A 21,412-nucleotide genomic window follows, 5' to 3' on the forward strand; every position below is an offset into this window, starting at 1 on the left:
CCGTCCCAGACTCTCGAAGGGCCCATTTCACGCCATGCCCCGCACCGCACCGTGGTGGCGCAGCGCCGTCATCTACCAGGTCTACATCCGCAGTTTCGCCGACGCGAACGGTGACGGCGTCGGCGACATCGCCGGCATCCGTTCCCGGCTGCCGTACCTCGCATCGCTCGGTGTCGACGCCATCTGGATCAACCCGTGGTACAAGTCGCCGATGGCGGACCACGGTTACGACGTGGCGGACTACCGCGCGATCGACCCGCTGTTCGGCACCGTGGCCGAGGCCGAGCAACTCATCGAGGAGGCGCACCGGCACGGGATCCGGGTCATCCCCGACGTCGTGCCCAACCACACCTCCGACCAGCACCCCTGGTTCGCGGCCGCCCTGGCGGCCGGACCCGGCAGCCCGGAACGTGAGCGGTACGTCTTCCGGCCCGGCCGCGGACCCGACGGCGCCGAAGCGCCCAACGACTGGGTCTCCTGCTTCGGCGGCCCGGCCTGGACCCGGCTGCCCGACGGCGAGTGGTATCTGCACCTGTTCGCACCGCAGCAACCCGACCTCAACTGGGAACACCCCGACGTGCAGGAGGAGTTCGAGTCGGTCCTGCGTTTCTGGTTCGGCCGGGGCGTGGACGGGTTCCGTATCGACGTCGCCCACGGGCTCGTCAAACACCCCGAACTGCCCGACCTGCCGCCTCGCCAGGACCCGGCGGTGCTCGGTCCCCTCGTCTCCCGGGATTCCGTGGACAAGCAGCCCCGGCAGCACGTCGATCACCCCCACTGGGACCGTGACGAGGTCCACGACATCTACCGCGCCTGGCGCAGGGTGGCCGACGAGTTCCCCGGCGACCGGTCGTTCGTCGCCGAGGCCTGGGCCGACACGCCCGAACGGCTCGCCGCGTACGTCCGTGCGGACGGCCTGCACACGGCATTCAACTTCGACTTCCTGATGTCCAGCTGGGACGCGAAGGACCTGCGCGCGGTCATCGACGACTCCCTCGCCATGCTCGGCGCCGTGGGCGCGCCCGCCACCTGGGTGCTGTCCAACCACGACGTCATGCGCCACCCGAGCCGCTACGGCCGCCGGAGGGTGAAGCGGTGGACCGCCAACGAGCCGTACCGTCCAGAGGGCCCTGCCGACCTGGAACTGGGCACCCGGCGAGCCCGCGCGGCCGCCCTGCTCATGCTCGCCCTGCCCGGCGGAGCCTACATCTACCAGGGTGAGGAGCTGGGCCTGCCGGAGGTCGAGGACCTGCCCGAGGACGTGCTCCAGGACCCCGTCTGGGAGCGGTCCGGACACACCGACCGGGGCCGCGACGGCTGCCGCGTGCCCATCCCGTGGTCCGGAAAGGCCGCACCGTACGGATTCAGCCCCGAGGATGCCGCGGCAGCGCCCTGGCTGCCGCAGCCCTCCGAGTGGGGCGAGCTGAGTGTGGAGGCCCAGACCGGGGACAGGACATCGATGCTGGAGCTGTACCGCAGCGCCCTGCGCCTGCGCCGTGAGCACCCCGCGCTCGGCGACGGCCCCCTCACCTGGCTGGACACCACCGGGGCAGTCCTCGCCTTCGTCCGCGACCCCGGCTTCGTCTGCGTGGTCAACCTCTCGGCCGAGGCGTACCGGTTGCCTGCCCACACCTCGGTCCTGCTGTCGAGCGGCCCCGTCGAGAACGGCCTGCTCGCGCCCGACCACGCGGCCTGGCTCACGGTGTAGGCGCACCCTGATGCCGTGGTCGTCCTCGGCGCGGCCGACAGGGAGAGTCGTGGCGCGGTGCCGGTACCCGGCGCAGCGCCGGAGAGTCAGACGCGGGTGACCGTGGTGAGTTCCGCCCGGGCTCGGGACGCCGCGCCGACGGCCACGGCGTCGCTGCCCAGGTGGGCGGGCAGCACCCGGATCGGCTGTCCGCTCACCGGGGGGTCGGCGGTCAGCGTGCGCCGGACCGACGGCTCCAGGAGCGCCCACGCCCGGCTGACGCCCCCGCCGATCACGAAGGTGGTGATGTCCAGCAGGCCCGCGGTGACGAGGATCGCGCGGGCCACGGCGGCGCCGGCCGTCTCGTACACGGCGCACGCGTCCGGGTCGCCGAGCGCCGCCGCCTCGGCGACCCGCCGGGCGGTGGCCCTGCGCCCGGTCCGCTCGGCGTAGCGGGCGGCGATCGACCGGCCGGACGCCAGGGTTTCCAGGTGGCCGCGGCCCCCGCAGGTGCACCGCAGGTCACCGAAGCCGGGCACATGGCCGATCTCGCCGGCCGCGCCGTGCGGACCGTCGTACAGCCCGCCGTCCAGCCACAGCGCGCCGCCGACTCCGGTGCCGAGGGTCATCCCGAACGCGTGCCGCTCGCCGGCGACCGCGCCCCGCGCGACCTCACCGCGCAGGAACGCGTTGACGTCGTTGTCCAGGTACGCCGGTACGCCCAGCGCCTCCTCGACCGTGGCCGTCACCGGGAAACCCGCCCAGTCACGGAAGGAGTCGCTGGCCACCAGGATCCACCCGGCCCTCGCGTCCACCACACCCGCCGCACCGACCCCGACGCCGAGCAGCCGCCCCGGTGTGCGGTCGAGGAGCAGGCGCAGGGTGTCGAGCGCGGCTGCCACCATCGCCGCTCCGCCGCCGTCCGCCGGGGTGGGCACGGCGAGCCGGTCGATCACGCCGAGGTCCGCTGTGCACAGCACCACCTCGGTGGCCGTCCCTCCGATGTCGACACCGGCGAGCACTTCGGGAGTCGCCGTCACGTGGTGGCCTCCGCTGCGAGGGCGGACCGGCGTCGGCGTTGCAGCACGGGGTCCGGCACGGGCACCGCGGCGATGAGCCGGCGTGTGTACTCCGTCTCCGGGCGCAGCAGCGTGGTCATGGTCGGCCCCTCCTCCTCGACGGCCCCGGCCCGCAGGACGACGACCCGCTGCGCGAACTCCTGCACCACGGCCAGGTCATGGGAGACGAACAGGCACGCGAAGCCCAGCTCGCCCTGCAACTCGGCGATCACCTCGAGCACCGTCCGCTGCACACTCACGTCCAGCGCGCTGGTCGGCTCGTCCGCCACCAGCAGCCGCGGCTGAAGGACCAGAGCCCGAGCGAGGCTCACCCGCTGCCGCTGCCCGCCGGACAGCTCGCGCGGCCCGCGTTTCGCCAACCCATCGGAGAGTCTTACGAGTTCGAGCGCCTCGGCGACCCGTGCCCGCCGCTGAGGAGCGGACATGCCCCGTTGGTGCACCCGCAGCGGCTCGGCCACGCACTCCGCGACGCTCATCCGTGCGTCCAGCGAGGCCACCGGATCCTGTAGCACCACGCCCACACCGGACAGCAGCGAGCGCCGCGGCCGCCCGCGTGTCCGGGCGAGGTCGCTGCCGAAGAGCGTCACCGAGCCGGAGTCCGGGCGGACGAGTCCCAGTGCGACCCGGGCCGCCGTCGACTTGCCGGAGGCGGACTCGCCGACGAGGCCGACCGTCTCGCCGGCGCGGACGGTGAGGGACACGTCCGTGAGCGCCTTGACGGTACGGTGCCCGCGGCCGAAGCGCACCGAGACGTCCCGGAGCTCCACGACCGGCGCCGAGCCGGCCGGCTCTTTCGCGGAACCGGCACGCTCCGGCTTTTCGGCGTATTTGGCCCGCTCCGGCTCGGCGACCGTCAGCCGCGGCACGGCGGCCAGCAGGTGCCTGGTGTACTCGTGCCCCGGCCGCAGCAGAACCTCCTCCACCGGCCCGGTCTCCACGACCTCGCCCTCCAGCATCACCGCGACCCGGTCGGCGAAGTCCGCGACCACCCCCATGTTGTGCGTGACCAGCAGCACGCCCGTGCCCGAGTCGGCGGCCGACGCCCGAAGCAGGTCCAGGATCTCGGCCTGCACGGTGACGTCCAGGGCGGTCGTCGGCTCGTCGGCGATCAGCAGGCCGGGCGAGTTGGCGATCGCCATGGCGATGACCACCCGCTGCCGCTGTCCGCCCGACAGCTGGAACGGAAACGCCGACGCCCGACGCTCCGGCTCCGCAACGCCGACCCTGCGCAGCAGTTCGACCGCCGCACGGGCGGCCTCGGCGCGGGACACCCGCCGGTGGTTCCGGACGACCTCCGCGATCTGCGCGCCGACCCGGCTCAGCGGATCCAGCGCGGTGGCCGGCTCCTGGAACACCATGGAGACCGTACGGCCACGCAGCCTGGCCAGCGCGGACTCGTCGGCGCCGACGACCTCGGTGCCGTCCACCGAGATCCGGCCCGACACACGGGCGTTCTGCGCAAGCAGCCCCGTCGCGGCGAGCGCCACGGTCGACTTCCCGGAGCCCGACTCGCCGACCAGCGCCAGTGTCTCGCCCGGCCGGACGCGCAGGGACACGTCCCGTACGGCGGGCACGTCGCCCGTGTCGGTCGAGAAGGTCACCGCGAGGTTCTCGATACTCAGGACGGTCATCCGCGCCCCCTCACGTCGAAGGCGTCGCGCAGCCCGTCGCCGATCGCGTTGAACGCACAGACCACGAGGATGATCGCGAGGCCCGGCGGAACGATCAGCCACCAGCGTCCGGAGTACGCGGCCGTCAGACCGGCCGACAGCATGCCGCCCCAGTCGGTCGACGGTGGCTGGACGCCCAGGCCGAGATAGGACACGTAGGCCACGAGCAGGATCGCGTCGGCGACCTGGAACGTCGCCGCGACCACGATCGTGGACACCGAGTTGGGCAGGATGTGCCGCCCGATCGCCCGGCCGTGGGTGCCGCCGATGGCGCGCAGCGTCAGGACGTAGTCCCTGCTCTTCAGCGTGAGCGTCTCCGCCCGCACCAGCCGGGACGGCACCAGCCACGACACCAGCCCGAGCACGACGATCAGGCCGAGCGTGTCCGGGGTGGTGATGGCGGAGACCACGAGCAGGATGAACAGCGCCGGGATGGCGATGCCCGCGTCGACGATCCGCATCATCACCGCGTCCAGCCAGCCGCCGGCGTAGCCCGCGACCGCGCCCCACACCGTGCCGACGACGGTGGCGAGGACCCCGGAGGCGAGCCCGACGAGCAGCGAGACCTTCCCGCCGTACATGAGCCGCCCGAACTCGTCGTGCCCGACGGCGTCCGTGCCCAGCAGCCGCGCGCCGCCCGGCGCGAGGTTGACCTGGGTCAGGTCGGTGTGCGTCTGGTCCGTCGGGTGGATCAGTGGGCCGACGAAGCAGAAGAGCAGGAAGAGCACCACCACCGCGAGTCCGGCGACGGCCGGCCTGTTGTGGGCGAACCGGCGCAGCGGCAGGCGGTAGCCCGCCACCGGCTCGAGGGCCGAAGAGGCCCGGAGTACGGCAGTCATGTCCGTTCCGCCTTCACTCGGGGGTCTACGATCCGCTGCACGACGTCGGCCAGCAGCGTGCCGATCACTGTGGCGACGGAGATGACGAGGACGCAGCCGAGCAGCACCGGATAGTCGGAGGACTGCGCGGCGCTCCAGAACAGCAGTCCCATGCCCGGATAGTTGAAGAGCTGTTCGACGACGAGGGCGCCGCCGAAGAGCACGGGCACGTAGTAACCGAGCATGGCGATCACGGGCGTCAGGGAGTTGCGGAAGACGTGCTTCCACAGGATTGCCGCCGGCCGGGAGCCGCCGGCGCGGGCGGTGCGTACGTAGTCCTCGGCGAGGTTCTCGAGCGTCGCGGCCCGCATGTACCGGCTGAACACGGCGACCATGGACGCGGCCCCGGTGAGCACCGGCAGGACGAGTGCCACCGGGTCCGCGAACACCTGGGACAGCGTGTCGCCCTGGGGCGCCTGCGAGGGGAACCAGCGCAGGGTCTGGGTGAACACCAGGATCAGCAGCAGCCCCAGGAAGTACACCGGCGTCGAGTACGCGACGAAGCCGAGCGCCGTGACGACGTGGTCGGCCGGCTTGTTGCGCCGCACCGCCTGCCACATCCCGAGCGGGATCGCCGGCGCCAGACCGGCCAGCGCGGACAGCACGGTCAGCACCAGGGTCTTCGGCAGACGCTGTTCGATGAGCCGGGAGACGGCGTCGTTGAGGGTGTACGAGGTACCGAGGTCGCCGTGCAGGAGGGTGCGCAGGTAGTAGACGTACTGGACGGGGAGCGGCCGGTCCAGGCCCTGTTCGTGGTTGAACGCGGCGATCTGCTGGGCCGTGGCCTGCGGGCCGAGGATCCCGCGTGCGGGCCCTCCGGGCAGGGCGTGCAGCAGGCAGAAGACCACGACCGTGACGATGAGGATCACGGCCAGAGCCTGCAGGAGCCGCCGGGCGAGGTACAGCGTGGTCTCCATGCTCAGCTGCTCCACTTCCACTGCGCCGGATGGAAGTTGGCGAGGGAGTCCTGGGAGAAGCCCCCGAGGCCCTTGCGGATGACGGAGATCTGGTAGACGGGCTCCGGCAGCCAGATCACCGGCAGGTCCCGGGCGAGGGCCGCGCTGTAGTCCTGGACCGCTCTGTTCGAACTCGACGTCGTGGACCGGGAGATGAGCCTGTCGACCTCGGGGCTGGAGTACGTGCCGAAGTTCGAGCCGCCCTTGGACTGAAACAGCGAGTCGCCGGTCGGGAACGCGGGGAAGTACCAGCTGCCCGCGGTCCCGAAGAAGGACAGCTGCCACGTGCAGATCGACTGCCCGGCGGTGCACTGCGGGGTCTGGGAGAGCACCGAGTTCACCGGCGCGGTCCTGATGGAGAACTTGATCCCGGTCTTCGCGAGCGAGGACTGGATGGCGCTCATCATGTTGTCGGTCACCGTCGATCCGGACTGCGACATCACCCGCATCGCGAACTCGGTGCCCCGGGCGACCCCCGCACCGCACTGCGTGGCGCCGGTACCGGGGTCCGTACAGGTCATGACCCCGCCCTGCTCGGTCCAGCCGTGGCCGGTGAGCAGTGCACGGGCGGCCGAGGTCGAGAACGGGTACGGGTTCTTCTTCTGCGCCGGTGAGACGAACACGGACGCCTGGCCCTGGGGGATCGGACCGTAGCCGGGCACCGCCGTGCCATTGAAGATCACCTTCGCCAGGCTGGTCTGGTCGATCGACCGCTGCACGGCCTGGCGGGCGTAGAGCTGCCTGAACACGGCGCCCATGGCCGGGTTGTTGAAGTTGTACGGCATGTACGTGATCGCCCAGCCGGACCACGGCTGCACCGAGTAACCCTGGGCGGTGAACCGATCCTTCTGATCGAGGTCCGTCGCCTCGATGTAGCCGTAGTCGACGGTTCCCGAGCGCAGCGCGTTCTTCTCGGCGTCCGCCGTGGTGAACGGGAGCAGGTTCACCGTCGGGATGCCGGGCTTCTCACCGCCGTCGTACGTCCTGTTGGCGGTCAGGACCACCTTGCCGGCGGTGGAGAAGGACCGGACCGCGTACGGGCCGCTGATGGTCCTCCACAGGGCGTCCTTCTCGTAACCGGCGATGTTCTTCGCCGCGTTGTTGAGGTACGTCCACACCTGCCTGGCGCCCGCGGCGGTGCGGTCGCCGTCGGACACCCGCGCCGAGGCGCCCGTCCTGTCCCAGGCATGCTGCGGCAGCGGGGTGATGCTGCTCAGCTCGTTGGCCAGCATCCACTGAGAGTTGTAGGTCCCGTCGAAGGTGAGGGTGAAGTGGCGGGCGTCCTGCGTCTTGAACGACGTCCAGTTGTCGGGCGCCTTGCCGGGGTTGTAGCCCGCCCACTCGGCCTTGTTCGCCTTGATGAGGTTGAACCAGAACTCGACGTCCCGTGACGTGACGGGTTTGCCGTCGCTCCAGTGCCGGTCGCCCAGTGTGATCCGCACGCTCTTGCCGTCGGCGGCGAAGTCGGCGGCGGTGGCGACGGAACCGGCCTTGTTCCAGGCGATCCGGCCGGTGGAGCCGTCGTAGGCGACGAGCGGTTCCCACAACGTGTTCGCGATGGAGATGTTGTTGGTGTTCAGATGCGCGGCGGTGCCGATCGGGAGGATCCAGTTCGGGGTGAAGTTCGCGGGCAGCGCGTAGTCGATCGAGTCACGGGATGCGGACGACGTTCCGCTCGTCCCGGAACAGCCCGCGAGCAGCAGCGTGCCCGCGGACAGTGCGGAGGCGAGGAGCCTCGTGCGAGCAGGGGACATGGTTCACCTCGGGGGAGTGGGAGGGGCCGGAGGTGGGCGGGAAGCCAGTCAACGACCGTCATGCCCGAAGAAACAGACGCACTGCTGTAAAAAGCCTGTTACTGCTGTTCTGGGAAAAGTGAAGCGGGGCGGTCGCGGGCATACGCTCGATGCCTCGACCGTCGATGCCGGAAGTGGTTTCGCCCATGACCGAAAAAAGTCCGCCGCGCAGGAAACACACCTCGGGAGTCTCGTCGTTGGCCGAGCGAGTGCTCGAACTCCTCGCCTCCGGGCAGGCGTCGACGCGTACGGAGCTCGCGGGACTGCTCGCAGCCGCCCCGTCGACGATCTCGTTCACGGTGAGCCAGCTGCTGGCCCTCGGACTGGTCGCCGAAGAGGGCACGGTGACCTCGACCGGTGGGCGGCCGCGCAAGGCCCTGCGTCTCGGCGGCAGCGACGGCTTCGCGGTGGCGGCCGAACTCGGCGGCAGACACGCCCACATCGGGGTGGTGCTGGCCGGCGGCGGGCTCACCGACGTGTCCACCGTGCCGTTCGCGACGGACGAAGGCCCCGAGGCCGCACTGCCCGGACTCGCCGCGACTCTGGAGACGCTCGCCGAGCAGCACGGCCGGCACGTGCTGAAAGGCGTCGGCCTCTCGCTCCCCGGGCCGGTCGACCTCGCCTCCGGTGTCGTCACGCTCCCGTCCCGGATGCCCGGCTGGAACCGCTTCCCCGTCCGCGCCTGGCTCGAGGACCGCTTCGGCGTCCCCGCCGCCATCGAGAACGACGCCAACTGCATGGCCGTCGGCGAGCACATCGTGCAGCCGGCCGAGCGCCGGCAGTCGATCATGGTGAAAGCCGGTACGGCGATCGGGGCGGGCGTCATCGCCGACGGGCGGCTCTACCGTGGAGGCTCGGGCGTCGCCGGTGAGATCACTCACGTCCGGGTCGAGGCCGCCCACGACATACCCTGCTCCTGCGGCAACACCGGCTGTCTGGAGACCGTGGCCTCGGGCGCGGCGCTCGTCCGGATCTTGCGCGAGCGGGGTCTGGGGGTGACGTCCACCGAGGACGTCGTACGGCTTGCCTCGGACGCCGACCCCGAAACCACGCGTGCGGTCCGGCAGGCCGGGCGCTACCTCGGCATGGTGCTGGCCGCCAACGTCAACTTCTTCAACCCGGACGCGGTGTATCTCGGCGGGATCCTGTCCACGCTCGAGCCCTTCGTCGCCGCCGTACGGAGCCAGTTGTACGAGGGCTGCCATCCGCTGGTGACCGAGCACCTGGCGATCGAGAGGGCGAGTCTCGGCGCCGACGCGGGGCTGGTCGGCGCGGGCCAGTTCGCGCTGCAACGGGCGCTCGCCGAGGCATTGCGCGCGGTCACCGGCAACCACCACCCCTGACACCGGGCACGGGCAGCCGCCTTCGGAGGGCCCCGGCCACCACCCCCAGTCAACTCACGGAGAAGCCATGTCAGCACCCCGTCCCGTGATCGCCGTCGCCGGTCTCGGCATCGAGTCGTCCACCTTCTCCCCGGCCCGCACCGAGGCCGCCGCCTTCCACCCGGAGCGCGGCGCCGAAGTCCTCACCCGCTACCCGTTCCTGGCGCCCGGAAAGCCGCTGCGCGCCGCCGCCGACTGGCGCGGGGTCCTGGTCGGCAAGGCCCTGCCCGGCGGCACGGTGACGGCATCCGCGTACGCCGACCTGTCCGGCGAACTCATCGCGAGACTAGGTGAGTTGGGGCCGATCGACGGCCTCTGGTACGACATCCACGGCGCGATGACCGTCGAAGGCCTGGACGACGCGGAGGCGGAACTGCTGGCCCGCATCCGCGAGACCGTCGGCCCGGACGTGATCGTCTCGGCCTCCATGGACCTGCACGGCAACGTCTCCCGCGCCCTGGTCCACCTCACTGACCTGATCACCTGCTACCGCACGGCCCCGCACGAGGACGCCATGGAGACCAAGGAGCGCGCCGCCCGCAACCTCGTCGGCCAGTTGGCGGGCGGCGGACCCCGCCCTGTGAAGGCGTGGATCCCGGTGCCGGTACTGCTGGCAGGCGAGCAGACCTCGACCCGGATCGAGCCCGCCAAGAGCGTGTATGCGGCCGTCGAGGAGGTGGCGGCCGCCGAGGGGGTGACGGACGCGGCGATCTGGGTCGGCTACGCGTGGGCGGACGAACCGCGCAACCGGGCTGCCGTGGTGGTCACCGGTCCCGACGAGGCCGCCGTCACCGCCGGCGCCGAGCGTCTGGCCCACGGCTTCTGGGACGCGCGGCACGCATTCGCCTTCGTCGCCCCCACCGGCGCCCTGGACGACTGCCTCGACGAGGCACTCGCCTCCCTGGCGCGGCCCTACTTCGTCAGCGACACCGGCGACAACCCGACGGCCGGTGGCGCGGGCGACGTGACGTGGGGGCTTCGCCAGGTGTTGGCCCGCCCGGAGTTCCAGGACCCGTCCGGCCCGACCGTGCTGTACGCCTCGCTGCCGGGTCCGGCCGCGGTCGACAGGGCTGTGCGGGCGGGCGTCGGCGCCACGGTCACCGTCACCGCGGGCGCGGAGGTCGACGACCGGCACGCCGGGCCGCTCACCATGACCGGCGTGGTGCACGCGGTACGGCACGGTGACCGGGACGCACAGACGGAGGTCGTGCTGCGGGTCGGCAGCATCTACGTGATCCTGACCCGGCTCCGCAAGCCGTACCACCACGAACACGACTTCACCGACCTCGAGTTGAACCCGCGTACGGCCGATATCGTCATCGTCAAGATCGGCTACCTGGAACCGGAGCTCTTCGCCATGGCCGCCGGCTGGAAGATGGCACTCACGCCGGGCGGCGTCGACCAGGACCTGCTGCGACTCCGCCACCACCGCATCCGTCGGCCGATGTTCCCCTTCGACCCGAAGATGCCCGCCCCGGACCTCACGGCCCGGATCGTCGCCTCCTCGAACGGGCCGCTCACCGGGCCCGAGGAGTGAGACGGTGTCGGTCGCATGAACCAGAACCGCTGCTGCACGGCCTGTCAGTAGGCGGAGTTGACGTTGTCGATGGAGCCGTAGCGGTGGGCGGCGTAGTTGGCCGCTGCGGTGATGTTGGCCACGGGGTCGGTGACGCTGTGGGCGGTGCCGGCGACGTGGTACGCGTTGAAGGTGGGGTCGATGACCTGGAGGAGGCCCTTGGAGGGAGTGCCGTTCTGGGCGTTGACGTCCCAGTTGTTCTGGGCGTTGGGGTTGCCGCCGGACTCGCGCATGATGTTGCGGCGGACGCCTTCGTAGCTGCCGGGGATGCCCTTGGCCTTCATGATGTCGAGGGACTGCTTGATCCACCCGTCGAGGGTGTTGGCGTAGCCGGCGCCGGCCTTGGGGGTGGTGTGGCTGTCGTTGGTGGAGGCGGTGGCCACGGCGGAGGTGCTCACGTGGGTCGCTTCGGCGGCCTGTGCGGAGGCGGGCATCAGGGTGAGGGCGGCGGCTGCGGCGCCGGTGGTGGCGATGCCGGTGAGGGTGAGGGTGCGCAGGCGGGCGATGCGGTGGGTGCGGGTGCTCATGGCCATGGGGAAGAGGTTCTCCTGTGGGGGGTGTCGGGGGGTGCCGGCCGGGCCGGTGTGGGGCGGCGCGGTGGCGTTGGGGCGGGGCCCCGTGCTGCGGGGCGGAGCGGGCGTGTGCGGCGATGTCCGTCCGGTCCGTCTCGTGGCTCCCGGCAACGACAGCCATGGTGAGCGGCGGGCGGGGTGGAGCGCAATGATGTGACGTACTACCCGGTTACGGAGTAATGCCCGAAATATTCCTATCTGTGCGCTTTTCGCGCTGTTCGGGGGCGGTGTCGTTCTACGATCCGGGATAGGACGTGACCTGCGTCCTGTGGGTGGCGTCACGCCGTCGGGGCCCACATCCTCGAAGATCTCTAGCCGCAGTCGAAGAGATGGGGCAGGCCGGACCGGTATCTGATCTCGTCGAGCCGGTGGAGCAACGCCAGCTCCGGTGGACGGTAGAGCCGCCGGATCCGGCAGCGGGGTGCTGTCGAGCCGTCCGCGTCCAGCAGGGCGTTGACTGCTTGCCGCGCCGACTCGTTGGCGCCCTCCATCGTCGCGAGATCGATGTCGGTGGCAACGTAGTCTCCGGCCAGGAACAGGTTCGGCACCGCAGTGCGGCTCGACGGCCGGTCGTACCAGGTGCCCACGGGGTGGATGAGCAGCTGCTCACGGTTGGACGGTGAAGGCCCACCGAGGCCGGTCACCGCCGGGTCCATGAACCACGAGTGCAGGTCCGTGTCGGTGAGCACGCGCTGCCCGGCACCGTTCAGTCCCGCCTTGAGCTGTGCCCAGACCTCCTGGCGAACCTCGTCCGGCGTGCACTTGACCCCGGGCTTTCCGTAGAGAATTCCCGGCTTGTCCCATGCCGAGACGTCCACGGAGAGACAGTCGGCCACCTCTCCGTCCCCGTAGGTGGAGTGGAAGTCACGCCCCTTCCAGAACTGCGCCTGGCTGACCGAGGTGAGTGCCCACGGCGAGTCCACGTGGATCACGTGCCCATGCACCAGGGGCATGCGGGTACGCAGGTAGAACTGCACGCCGACCATCCAGGCCGTCCTGAGCCGGTCGCAGCGCTCCAGCTGGGGGTCGGCGGCGCGAAGATCCACGCCCCAGGCGGCCCGGGCGTCCTGGACGGGCATGGCGCTGATGTAGTGGTCGGCGACCGCGGTACGGGACGCCGGGCCTCTCGTGGACCTCACCTGGACGCCGGTGATCCTGCCACCGTCGTAGACGAACTCCTCGACTTCGGTGGCGAACTCGAACTCGACACCGAGGCCGCGGAGATGATCCTCCCAGGGGGTGATCCATGCCTCGCTGGTCGGCGCGTTGAGCACCCGGTCGATCTCACCGTCGTTGCCGCGACCGAGCAGGTTGTAGATGAACGCCTGGATGAGGCGGCCGACGGTGCGCGTGCTCGCCACCTCGGCCCGGACGGCGACAAGGTCCCGGGTGATCCCGACGCCGAGCAGCTGCTGATACTCCCGGGACATGGCGTCGGCTCGGATGAATTCCCACCACGGCACCCTCTCCCACTGCTCGATCCGTCGGAGCTCGCAGCTGGTGATGTGGACGAGCAGACGGCCGAGGAAGTGGACGATCTCGGAGGGCGGCAGGTTCAGCGCGGTGTCCAGAAGTCCGGCCACACTTTCCACCAGGGCGCTGGGAAGGAGTGACTCCGGAACCGGTAACGACAACAGCGTACGGACCGGAAACCGTAGGTTCGGACGGCCGCAGTCACGGGCTACGAGGCACTCGGTGGCGTTCACCAGATTTCCGTGGACGCTGCCCGACTTGTTCGGATACGGGATGCGGCGCAGCGTGTCCGGAAGGTTGCGATAGAACCCCGGGAAGAAGCGGAAGCCGTGCTCGCCGGGCAACGGGAGACGCCCACCGGTGCCGGTGCCCGGCACGTCCATGCTCCGGGCCTTGCCGCCCGGCGTGTCGTTGCGCTCGTACACCGTGACGCGGTAACCGCGTTCGGCGAGTTCGTGTGCCGCGGTCAGCCCCGCGACGCCGCCGCCCAGCACGGCCACGGACCCGAGACCAGGGCTCATGGACACAGCGATGCTCCTTCCCGTCATGGTTGTGGTCGTGCTCATGGGCGCGTCCGCCGGGACGCCGGACGCGCATGCATCACTGAACGCCTTGTCGGTCTTTGGCCGGTAGACGGGTCCGGGCCCGGCGGCGAGCCGGAGGCGGTCAGTGAGGGTCCCTGACGTACAGCTCGACCGGGTTGAGAGGGCTGGGGCCGGGCGAAGATGTCACCATGCGAGCCAGTGAGCCGCGGCCGCCCGCTCGAGGACGTCGCCCATGCCGGACGGCGCCCGCCGGCGGCAGGCGCTGTCAGCCCGCCGGCGACGGTACGCGCGCTCAGCCGCGGCGCACGCTTCGTCCAACTGCCGCCGGTCGCACCGCGGCGCTTGCGCGAAGACCTCACCTGTCGCGGGGTTGACGACGTCGAAGGCCGCGCCGGAGCCGGTATCCGCCCGACCGTCGATGGTCATCGCATGACTGTCCACGTACATGTCCTCCCGCAGCCGACCGACGTCGCACACCAGGCGCGCGGGTCCACATCACCAGCCGCACGGTCTTGCCGAAAAGAGCGCGCTCCAGCCAATCCCCTCGCACGGCACGGGCTGGGCGGTCGCCGAGGGCGACGTACGGTTCCTTGTCGTCCTCGCCGTCCCAGCCGCGTCCGATGCAGACGGAGCCGTGGCGGCGGCCCTCGGGTGACCCCGGCTGGGGCACAGCGGTTCAGGTCGGCTGTACGAGGCCCGTGTCGTAGGCGAAGATCACGGCCTGGACGCGGTCGCGGGCGTCGATCTTGGTGAGGATGCGGTTGATGTGGGACTTGACGGTCGATTCGGCGAGGTGGAGGCGTTCGGCGATCTCACCGTCGGTCCAGCCGCCGGCGACGTCGGTGAGGACCTGGCGTTCCCGGTCGGTGAGGTCGGTGAGGTCGGTGAGGTCGGTGAGGTCGGTGAGGTCGGCGAGGCGGCGCTGCTGCTCGGGGGAGTGGCCGGGCAGGCGGTCGCTGAAGGCGTCGATGAGTTTGCGGGTGAGGCCGGGGGAGATGACCGCGTCTCCGGCTGCCACCGCGCGGACACCGGCGACGAGTTCCTCGGGCAGGGCGTCCTTGAGCAGGAAGCCGCTGGCGCCGGCACGCAGGGCGTCGTAGGCGTATTCGTCGAGGTCGAAGGTGGTCAGGACGAGGATGCGGGAGCGGCCGCCGGACTCGATGATGCGGCGGGTGGCCTCGATGCCGTCCATGCCGGGCATGCGGACGTCCATCAGGACGACGTCGAGGCGCAGTCCGGCGGTCATACGGACCGCTTCGCTGCCGCCCGCGGCCTCGCCGACGACCATCATGTCGGGGTGCTGTTCCATGAGCATGCTGAAGCCCATTGCGCTGCAGGGCCTGGTCGTCGACGATCAGGACGGTGGTCATGCGGGGTTCTTCTCCGGGGGGTTGGCGGGTCGGGTGGGGAGGGGGGCGCGGACGGTCCAGCCGCCCTGGGCGTTGGGGCCGGCGGTGAGGTTGCCCTGGTAGAGAGCGGCGCGTTCGCGCATGCCCGGCAGGCCCCGGCCGCCGCCGGTTGAGGGACGGCGTGATGTCGGGTTGCGGGACTGGCCCGGTGTCCTCGACGGCGACGCGCACGGCATCGGGGTCGGCTGTGAGGGACACGCGGATCGATGTGTCGGAGGCGGCGTACTTGACGGCGTTGGCCAAGGCCTCCTGGACGATGCGGTGGACGGAGAGCTGGAGACCTGGGGGCAGACCGGTGAGGTCGCCCTGGGTCTCGAAGGTGACGCCGGGACCGGCGCTGCGGATCCGCTCCGGGAGAGGGCCGAGGTCGGCGAGGCCGGGCTGCGGGGCGAGCGGCGCGTCGTGTGCTCGGTCGGCGTCCTTGCCGTTGTCGCCGTCGTCGCCGATGACGGCGAGGAGGCCGCGCGCAGTTCGGCCAGGGCGTCGCGGCCGCTGTCGCTGATGATGCGGAGCGTTTGGGCGCCGCGTTCGGGTTTGCTCTCGGTGAGTCCGGCGGCGCCGTCGGCGAGGCCGACGATGACGGCGAGGGTGTGGCCGAGGACGGGCTTCACGGCCTGCGGTGTCACGAGCTCGCCCACCCGCCGCGATCAGCGAGGGATGCTGACGAGCACGTGGCCGCGTGCACCGGCGCCGCCCCGGAAGCCGCCGACCACCGGCCGGACGGCTGTCCTGCCGTCGGGACCATGGAGACGACAGGGGCGAGCTGCAACTCGCCGACGCTGTCGAGTTGAGGGCCGGTGCCATGACCCATCGGACCGCCCGGCGGAGGAGGCGCACCACGCAGCGGTCCGGCCCGTCGGCGTAGGCGACCAACCCGTGGTACGGACGCCGCGCGAGCGCCTCCGGCGTCCGCACGCTGGGCAGACCGAGGCGAGGGTCGGCCTCGGCCGTGTACCGCAGGATGACGTCCGTGATGGGCAGTCGGCCGGCCTCCCGTGTCTCCTCGTTCACCGCCGCGTGGGCGCGAGGGCGATTCATGCGGCGGCAGGGGTAGCGGGTCGAGCAGCGCAGAGCGGCCTGCGGGCCAGGGGAGGCCCATGAGGCTGTGGAACAGACGGCGCAGGAGCGTAAGCGACCCTCCCGGTGCCGAACTGGTCTGACACGAGAACCCCCGTGTGGCGGCCGGATCCAGCCATTCCTTCCCGGGAACCCGTGCCAAGTCGCTCGGATGATCTCTACGGTTGTTCTCGTCCGCAGGTGAGAAGCGACCGGAACGTGGGGGAGAACGGTGGAAGCCGAGATGATGGCTCTGGCGGCCATGTGCGCCAGCAGCCTCACGGGACTGGCCCTGCAGGAGCTGTGGACATGGGGCAAGAAGCGGTTTGCCGTGTTCCTTGGCCGAGGCGCTCCCGCCGGGCAAGCGGCTGCGGAAGAGGAGCTGGAACGCCTGCGGCGTCAGCTGCTCGACGCCCGCCGCACCGGTGACGAGGACGCGGAGGCGACCGTGGAAGAGGCGTGGACGCAACTCTTCCAGAGCCGCCTTGCCGAGCGGCCCGAAATCGCCGAACGGATGCGGGTGATCGTAGGAGAGGTGGTCGAGCGGAGCCCCGCGCCTGTCGCGTTCGCCAACATCCTCCACTACGTCAACAACTCCGTCGTGCTCCAGGCGATGAACGACTACTGGGCACAGTGCACTGCGGCGAGCAAAATGACGACGATGTTCCTGTGCGGTATGCCGGGAGTGGGCAAGCGCACCACGGCTCGCCACTGGCGGCAGTCCCAGCAGGACACCCTGCCCAAGGGTCTCCTCCACGCCGACCTGGCCCCGGACGAGCGGGGACGCCCCGCCGACCTGGCAGCAATCCTGGAGCGCTGGCTGGACCAGCTGGGCGCCCCCCGAGAAGACCGCCCCGCAGACCTCGAGCAGAAGGCGGCGGAAGTCCGACGACAGCTGCGCGGCCGGCCCATGGTCGTCCTGCTCGAAAACGTCACCAGACTCGCCCAAGTCCGCCCTCTGCACCCGGATTCACCCCAATGCGTCCTCCTGATGACCGGCCAGCAGGTGCCGGCAGGACTTGGGACGCTGCTGGATTTCGAAGCTGTCGAGGTCGAGCCCCTGAAGGACGAACATGCCCTCGAACTGCTCGTGAAGGTCAGCCGCAGTACCGAGCACCGCGAGCGGCTTCAGCCCCTCGTCCGTCAGTTGGGCGGCCTGCCGCTGGCCGTGCGCCTGATCGCCGGGCAGCTGAAGTCACCGGTACCGGGAGCCCTGGAGGACATCACCGCCCTCCTCGCCGACCGAGCCTCGCGACAGGAGCTGCTGACCGTGGACGACGCACACGACCTGCCCAGGGCACTTGACATCAGTTACGGATATCTCGTCCCGCAAGCGGCCCAGCTCTACCGGTGCCTCGGCATCCTGCCCCGCGTGGACTTCCAGATGGACACCGTGTACGCGCTCACCCCGGACGGGGAGCCTGCTGCGGCGCGGCGCGCTCTCCAGGCGCTGATCTCGGCGCGGCTGGTGGAGCGTGGGGGCGTGGACACCTACCGCCTGCACCCACTTGTCCACGACCATGCCGCGACCGTCGCGGAACAGCAGGAGACCGAGACCGAGCGCAACGCCGTACGCGACCGCATCGTTCGCTATTACCTTCGTACGGCCGAGTCCGGCGAGGCGACGCTGTCCTCTCGCTGGCGGCACGACCCGATGAACGTGTATGCACGCGGCGCGCGCCCGACGGCCGAACGGGAGACGTACACGGAACGGGAACTCGGCCGGCGGCGCGCGGGACTCCTCACCGCTGTGCACCTCGCCCACGACAGCGGGCTGCACATGGAGGCATGGCGGCTGTGCCAGGGTCTGTGGACCTTTTACCTGCGCACCGCGAGTCACGCGGAGTGGATCGAAACCCACGAGGTCGGTCTCGCCTCGGCCCAGGCGTGCGGGGACCGGCTGGCGGTGGTGCGCATGCACTACCAACTGGGCTTTGCGCACCTGGACCGCTGGAGCGTCGAGGAGGACGACCCGCGCCGGGCGCGCAGCCATCTCGAGGCGGCGCTCGACCTCGTTCGTCCCGGAACGCCTGACCGGAGCGACGGGGAGTGGCGTACGGAGTCCAGCGCGTTGGAGGGTCTGGGCCTCCTGGAACACAAGCTCAAGCGCCCGCAGCACGCCCTCGCATGCTACGACCAGGCCGAGGCCGCGCTCGACGGGGTCGACCATCCTCGCGGCCTCGCCCTGCTCGCGTACCACCGGGCTGCCGCGTACACGGCGTTGCGCCGTCACGACGATGCCGAGCGGGCCTTGGAGGAAGCGCGTGAGGGCTTCAAGAGGCTCGGCGAGGGCAAGGACATCGCCCTCAACATCGGCAAATCCTGGGTGCGGTATGCGCAGGACCGGCAAGCCTGTGGCCGGACCGACCATGCCGTTGGGGCCTTGGATTCGGCGATCGCCGAATTGGCGAAGGCCGACTCCGCGTACGCCCTCGCGGTCGCTCACCTCCTCCGGGGCGACATGCACCGGGACCTGGGCGACGAGGGCCGGGCGGTCGCCGATTGGGAGTGTGCGCGGGAGTTGTTCACGGCCGTCCGCAGCAACCGGGCGGACGAGGCGCGAGAACGGCTGGCCGGCTCAGCCGACGGGGACGAACTCCACTAGGGCCGGCGCGAGCCGGTGGCCTGCGCGGACTGTGATCCGGATCGAGTCCCGTGGGCGGTCTCGCACGGGGCACATCCGTGCCCAGGCGTGAATGGCCGACGCGGCGAGGGCGAACGACGCCCAAGCAGGACGGTCGACCCAGCGCGCGCGAAGTCGCGTGTCGTCGTCGAACAGCACGGTGCAGCCCTGGTCGGCCTCTTCGACTGCGATCAGACCGCACCCCGGGAAGCGAGCGGTGAAGTGGGACCACTTCACCGCGTCCGGCTCCGGATACCTCTCGCGCGGAAGCAGGAGCACATCGGCTGACCGGGGCCAACGGAGGTCGGGGTCGTCCGGGTCCGCGGCGAGATGGGCATCGCTGAGATGGCTCCTCCACGAGCGCTGGAGAGCACCGGGAAAGCGTTCCAGGGAGACGCTCGGTCCCAGGCTGCTGTCGCTCACCGTCGCGGAGACCAGCTTGGCATGCAGATGGGGAAGCCGACGACCGTGCGTGGACGGGGCGGACGGAATGGGTACCGCTCGGGTTGTCGCGGGATGCGATGGCTCCGGCAGCTGCAGCCAGGAGTAGAGAAGCCGGCGAATGAGGGCAGCGGACTTGCCGGGTTCCGATGTCACGCTCCGTCTCAGCCCGGCCAGCTTCGGGTCGTTGTGCTGGGTTTCGGCGGCGTGCGCAAGCTGGGCGGGGAGCGGTTGCGTTCGAGAAAGCCGGGGGACGAGTTCACCCAGTCGCTGCATGGGGGATCCGGGAGCAACGACGGAATCCCGGAAAGCGCCGAGAATGCAGGGAATTCCGAGTGCGACTCCGTACATGGTCAATGATCCATGGTCGCCTATCAGGAAATCAGCCGCGCACAGTGCGGATTTCCATACTTCCGTTTCGGGAGGTGGGAGGATGAGTCCTGCATCGATGAGCGGAGCCAGCCAGGTGCGCACTTGCCAAGCGCCATGTCCGTACCAGGCGTTGGGGTGTACGGCCGCCAATACGCGGAACTCGTCGGCGGGTAGCTCCGCGAGTGCTCGTCGCAACACGTCGGCCTGTGGTGAACCCAGGACGGAGCCTTTGCCCCAGGTCGAGGAGACGACCACCAGGCGCTGGCCGGGTAGCAGTCCGAGAGCCTGCTGATACGTCGAGCGGAAGGCGAGACCTGCGTTCAACTGGTCGAGACACGGGTCGCCTGCGACGTGGGCAACAGGCAGAGCCTGAGGGCAGCCGTCGGCAAGCCGATCGAGCTGTTCCGCATGGGACAACACGAGTGCCGAGGGAATCAGTCGCCCATCATGCACAAGCCATTCGTCCGTCAGGCCAAAGGCTCCCGGCTCCCGGCTCCCGGCTCCCGGCTCCCGGCGCAATTTTTTATTGTAGCCAGCTCCGTGGGGTGTACATATCAGCGGGAACCCTATCTTGTGGAGGTCTCCGCCCCGACTTGTGGCAACGGCAATATCGAAAGGGTGAGACACTGCCTCGTTCCACGGAAGGTGGAGCATGCCCCGCGAGGTAAGGAAGTCCCTCGTCCCTTCGTCGAGCGCAGACGAATCAGTGCATGAAAAGAACACCTGTACCCGCTCGTCACTCTCGAAGACAGACAGCAGATCCAACAACCGCGTGGCAGAGGTGACGTTGTGCACGACTCCCAGAACGCTGCGCTCAGCGAGTACCGTGCTCCAACGCCGCCCGTCACCGCGCAACGCAACTGGCAGCCGCCCTGCCTCGCCCACGCGCGCACCTCACATGATCGTCCAGCCCGTCGGGTTACACGATAGCCATGAGGAGTTCGTGGCACCGTTGCTCGGCAGTGTGCAGTCGACGGTTTTACGCGGAGGAAGGACCCGGCCGACCGGGACCCCGACGAGCACCTCGCACACGGCAGCACGCAGTCCGCTGAATGCCCCGAGCCCCCGAAGCAACGAAGCACCACTAGGCCCCCGCCGAGCGGCGACCCAGGACGGGCTCGGCCAGCAGCCTTGCCGTCCAGCAGAGGGTTTGGCCGTGCTGGGCGAAGAGTTCGTCGCGTGAGTCGAAGTGGCCGAGGTCCGCCAGGACGTGGGCCGAGAGGTCGCACCCGGCGCCGGTGGCCGGGCAGACCGTCACGCCGTCCCAGTCGATCGCTGTCCTGGACAACGCCTCGAAGAGCGTCTCCGTGCCTGCGTTGGTGAAGCCACCACCGTGCCCCTCGCTCAACTCGTCCAGATCACCGAAGAGTTCCGAGACGGTCAACCAGGGCGCGGTGGGGTGGTCGGTCCGCGAGAGACCCTCGAGGCGGAATTCCGGCCAGGCGAGCACAACCTGGTGCGGGACGATCCGACGCAGGCGAGGGAAACGCGGGTACCAGAACGCCCCGTCCACCAGCAGGCCACGCACCCGAGTGGCCACCCCGGATGCCCGCGCGACGGACTCCAGGACGGCCAGCCGCTGGCTGCACGAGCCGCGGCCGCGGCGAAGCACCTCCGATACGGGCCGCTCGTCCTGCACCGAGTACACCGGCTGCACAGCTGCGGAGATGTATCGGTGGGCCTGACGCAGGGCCGCTGTCCGGTGGGCGGGACCTGAGGTGTCTGCCGAGCCCGCCGTCATGTCGATCCGTTGGAGCAGCGACGCAACATTCGGATGCTGCCAGTCGAGGATCTGCGTCTGGGCCGTGCTCCCTGCCGCCGTCGCCCGGCCGGCCGTGCCCGTGCGGACACGGCCTTGCGGTGCGAGAAGCGAGCTCGTCATGACCGTGGTCCTCTCGTC

15 protein-coding genes and 2 pseudogenes are annotated in these 21,412 nt (G+C 70.4%); 4 read left to right on the top strand and 13 right to left on the bottom strand.

Annotation, left to right across the window (positions count from 1 at the left end):
• Positions 1–34: 34 nt before the first annotated feature.
• A complete protein-coding gene (locus AQI88_RS17670; protein WP_066999672.1) occupies positions 35–1,708 on the top strand; it encodes a glycoside hydrolase family 13 protein in 1,674 nt (557 codons plus the stop codon).
• A gap of 86 nt (positions 1,709–1,794) precedes the next feature.
• Here AQI88_RS17670 and AQI88_RS17675 read toward each other — a convergent pair whose 3' ends face one another.
• Genes AQI88_RS17675 through AQI88_RS17695 form a run of 5 tightly spaced genes read right to left on the bottom strand, consistent with a single transcriptional unit; the run spans position 1,795 to position 8,024 of the window.
• Complete coding sequence (locus AQI88_RS17675; RefSeq protein ID WP_208615818.1) at positions 1,795–2,727, bottom strand: ROK family protein; 933 nt, start codon at positions 2,725–2,727, stop codon at positions 1,795–1,797.
• On the bottom strand, positions 2,724–4,397 hold the full coding sequence (locus tag AQI88_RS17680; RefSeq protein WP_066999674.1) for a dipeptide ABC transporter ATP-binding protein: 1,674 nt from the start codon (positions 4,395–4,397) through the stop codon (positions 2,724–2,726). Before AQI88_RS17680 ends, AQI88_RS17675 begins: the two co-directional genes overlap by 4 nt.
• A complete protein-coding gene (locus AQI88_RS17685) occupies positions 4,394–5,275 on the bottom strand; it encodes an ABC transporter permease (protein ID WP_066999677.1) in 882 nt (293 codons plus the stop codon). The genes AQI88_RS17680 and AQI88_RS17685 overlap by 4 nt, the downstream gene beginning before the upstream one ends.
• Positions 5,272–6,231 carry an ABC transporter permease gene (locus tag AQI88_RS17690; RefSeq protein WP_066999680.1) on the bottom strand — a complete coding sequence of 320 codons (960 nt, stop codon included), beginning with the start codon at positions 6,229–6,231 and terminating at the stop codon, positions 5,272–5,274. The genes AQI88_RS17685 and AQI88_RS17690 overlap by 4 nt, the downstream gene beginning before the upstream one ends.
• A gap of 2 nt (positions 6,232–6,233) precedes the next feature.
• Entirely contained in the window at positions 6,234–8,024 is a 1,791-nt protein-coding gene (locus tag AQI88_RS17695) for a peptide ABC transporter substrate-binding protein (RefSeq protein ID WP_066999683.1), read from the bottom strand.
• A gap of 185 nt (positions 8,025–8,209) precedes the next feature.
• Between AQI88_RS17695 and AQI88_RS17700 the strand changes: the two genes are divergently transcribed.
• Together AQI88_RS17700 and AQI88_RS17705 are read left to right on the top strand one after the other, a co-directional pair.
• Complete coding sequence (locus AQI88_RS17700; RefSeq protein WP_066999686.1) at positions 8,210–9,406, top strand: ROK family transcriptional regulator; 1,197 nt, start codon at positions 8,210–8,212, stop codon at positions 9,404–9,406.
• Positions 9,407–9,473: 67 nt separating this feature from the next.
• A complete protein-coding gene (locus AQI88_RS17705; RefSeq protein WP_066999688.1) occupies positions 9,474–10,982 on the top strand; it encodes a M81 family metallopeptidase in 1,509 nt (502 codons plus the stop codon).
• 44 nt (positions 10,983–11,026) lie between these two features.
• Here AQI88_RS17705 and AQI88_RS17710 read toward each other — a convergent pair whose 3' ends face one another.
• From AQI88_RS17710 to AQI88_RS48820, 6 genes and pseudogenes are all read right to left on the bottom strand, one after another.
• Entirely contained in the window at positions 11,027–11,554 is a 528-nt protein-coding gene (locus tag AQI88_RS17710) for a transglycosylase SLT domain-containing protein (protein ID WP_066999691.1), read from the bottom strand.
• Between the two features lie 350 nt (positions 11,555–11,904).
• Positions 11,905–13,587, bottom strand: a complete 1,683-nt coding sequence (locus tag AQI88_RS17715) for a hydroxysqualene dehydroxylase (protein ID WP_244184190.1) — start codon at positions 13,585–13,587, stop codon at positions 11,905–11,907.
• Positions 13,588–13,794: 207 nt separating this feature from the next.
• On the bottom strand, positions 13,795–14,037 hold the full coding sequence (locus AQI88_RS17720; protein WP_208615819.1) for an aldehyde dehydrogenase family protein: 243 nt from the start codon (positions 14,035–14,037) through the stop codon (positions 13,795–13,797).
• A 250-nt stretch (positions 14,038–14,287) separates the two neighbouring features.
• Positions 14,288–14,981: pseudogene (locus tag AQI88_RS17725) on the bottom strand (response regulator).
• Positions 14,978–15,103, bottom strand: a complete 126-nt coding sequence (locus AQI88_RS48505) for a hypothetical protein (RefSeq protein ID WP_279616556.1) — start codon at positions 15,101–15,103, stop codon at positions 14,978–14,980. Before AQI88_RS48505 ends, AQI88_RS17725 begins: the two are co-directional and overlap by 4 nt.
• Before the next feature lie 94 nt (positions 15,104–15,197).
• A pseudogene (locus tag AQI88_RS48820) lies at positions 15,198–16,340 on the bottom strand (hypothetical protein); the annotation flags it as partial.
• Here AQI88_RS48820 and AQI88_RS17735 point away from each other — a divergent pair.
• Entirely contained in the window at positions 16,309–18,681 is a 2,373-nt protein-coding gene (locus AQI88_RS17735) for a tetratricopeptide repeat protein (RefSeq protein WP_159050353.1), read from the top strand. The pseudogene AQI88_RS48820 and the gene AQI88_RS17735 overlap by 32 nt on opposite strands.
• Here the strand turns inward: AQI88_RS17735 and AQI88_RS45965 are convergent.
• Complete coding sequence (locus AQI88_RS45965) at positions 18,655–20,307, bottom strand: hypothetical protein (protein ID WP_159050354.1); 1,653 nt, start codon at positions 20,305–20,307, stop codon at positions 18,655–18,657. The two genes, AQI88_RS17735 and AQI88_RS45965, sit on opposite strands and share 27 nt — an antisense overlap.
• A gap of 289 nt (positions 20,308–20,596) precedes the next feature.
• Positions 20,597–21,394 (bottom strand): transglutaminase domain-containing protein, encoded by a 798-nt coding sequence (locus tag AQI88_RS17745; protein WP_066999707.1) that lies wholly within the window; start codon positions 21,392–21,394, stop codon positions 20,597–20,599.
• Between the last annotated feature and the right edge of the window lie 18 nt (positions 21,395–21,412).

The organism is Streptomyces cellostaticus (assembly GCF_001513965.1).
GTDB classification, from domain to species: Bacteria; Actinomycetota; Actinomycetes; order Streptomycetales; family Streptomycetaceae; genus Streptomyces; species Streptomyces cellostaticus.